1 protein-coding gene is annotated in these 1,468 nt (G+C 29.2%); it reads right to left on the reverse strand.

Annotated features, from left to right (window positions below):
* Window positions 1-43: 43 nt before the first annotated feature.
* Window positions 44-1,374 (reverse strand): IS3 family transposase gene (locus tag QK892_RS18345; protein WP_317274989.1). Its coding sequence is split into 2 segments (ribosomal slippage): window positions 44-993 and window positions 993-1,374, totalling 1,332 coding nucleotides; the frame shifts between segments, so codons are not numbered across the junction.
* Between the last annotated feature and the right edge of the window lie 94 nt (window positions 1,375-1,468).

Below are 1,468 nucleotides of genomic sequence, written 5' to 3' on the forward strand. Positions count from 1 at the left end.
TAAACTGTACCCTTTGTCAAGGACAGTTAAAAAAAGAGTAGGCCTAATATAAAAGATGATTTCTGTATTGAACAGGAGTCATCTTTTTTAAATTCCATTGTCCTCTGAAATTATTATAATAATCTATGTAGTCGTCTATTTCTTCAATTAGTTCTTCAAAGGTTTCACATGCCTTTATATTAACTTCATCCTTTAGGTGTCCAAAAAATGATTCCTGCGGGGCGTTGTCCCAGCAGTTCCCGCGTCTAGACATAGACTGTGATAATTTATTCTTTTTAACTTTATTTTGAAATATTGGGCTAGTATAATGAGCTCCTTGATCCGAATGAATAAATGAATCCTCTCTAAGAATATTCCTGTTATTTTCTATTAGTTTATCTATTGTATTCGTTACTATATCTATTTTTAGACTTTTTGAAACATTATAAGACAGGACTTCATTTGTAGAAGCATCTAAAATGGTCGACAAATAAGCCTTTTGGCCATTTTGAAAAAATAGATAAGATATGTCAGTTAGCAATACTTTGCCTGGAGATTCTTGTTTAAATTCTCTATTTAACAAATTAGGTAAGACTGTATGCTCTTTTGTAGCCTTCATCATTCTTCTATACGGATTAGCTTTTCTATGAGGACAAATAATATTGTATTTTTTCATTATTCTTCTTATACGCTTTAAATTATAGTTAATACCAAAGTGATTTTTTAATGTCATCTTAATTTGTCTAGCACCTTTTTTTCGATTTTTAAAGGTATAAGCCTTCAAAATATTTTCTTTGCTATGTAAATCTCTAACTTCATTAGATTCACGTTTCTTCACGGTTGTAGATGAAAAATACTTGTAATATCCCGAGCGTGAAACTCCTGAAATCTTACACATATAACTAATCATATTTTTAAATTTATATTTAGTAATAATAGACTTTATAATCTTATACTTCTCACTTGCTAGCACTGTTATTTCCTTTGTTTCACACCCCTTTCTAACATTTCTAGCTTTTTTAGAAGTTCATTTTCAGCCTGTAGAAGTTTTAGTTTTGCTTGTAACTTCTCATACTTTTCTTCTAAAGATATTTCTTTTTGAGTTGGTCTACCTGTATTATATTTTCTAGTATCTTGTAATTGTTCAACACCATTTCTTCGAAATGCGGAGCGCCATCTGCTGCCAGATGATTTTATTCTTTTTAAACCAATTATATTGACATCAAAACCACACTCTGCAAATATATCCCTTGGGAATTTACCTTTTGCATTTTCAGAAATAAATAATCTTTTAAACTCATCAGTATATGTAATTCCTCTTTCACTAATATTTTTAACATATTTATTCTTAGAAAGTATCTCTATATCTTCATTTGAAAATAATTTTTTACTCATTTTATTCACTCCTAACTATATAACTCTATTATAAACAGAAAAAACCTATAGAGTAGACTTTTTTTATCGTGTCTACTCTATAGGGTACATTTTA

The organism is Clostridium lamae, from assembly GCF_033043255.1.
Classification (GTDB): domain Bacteria; phylum Bacillota; class Clostridia; order Clostridiales; family Clostridiaceae; genus Clostridium; species Clostridium lamae.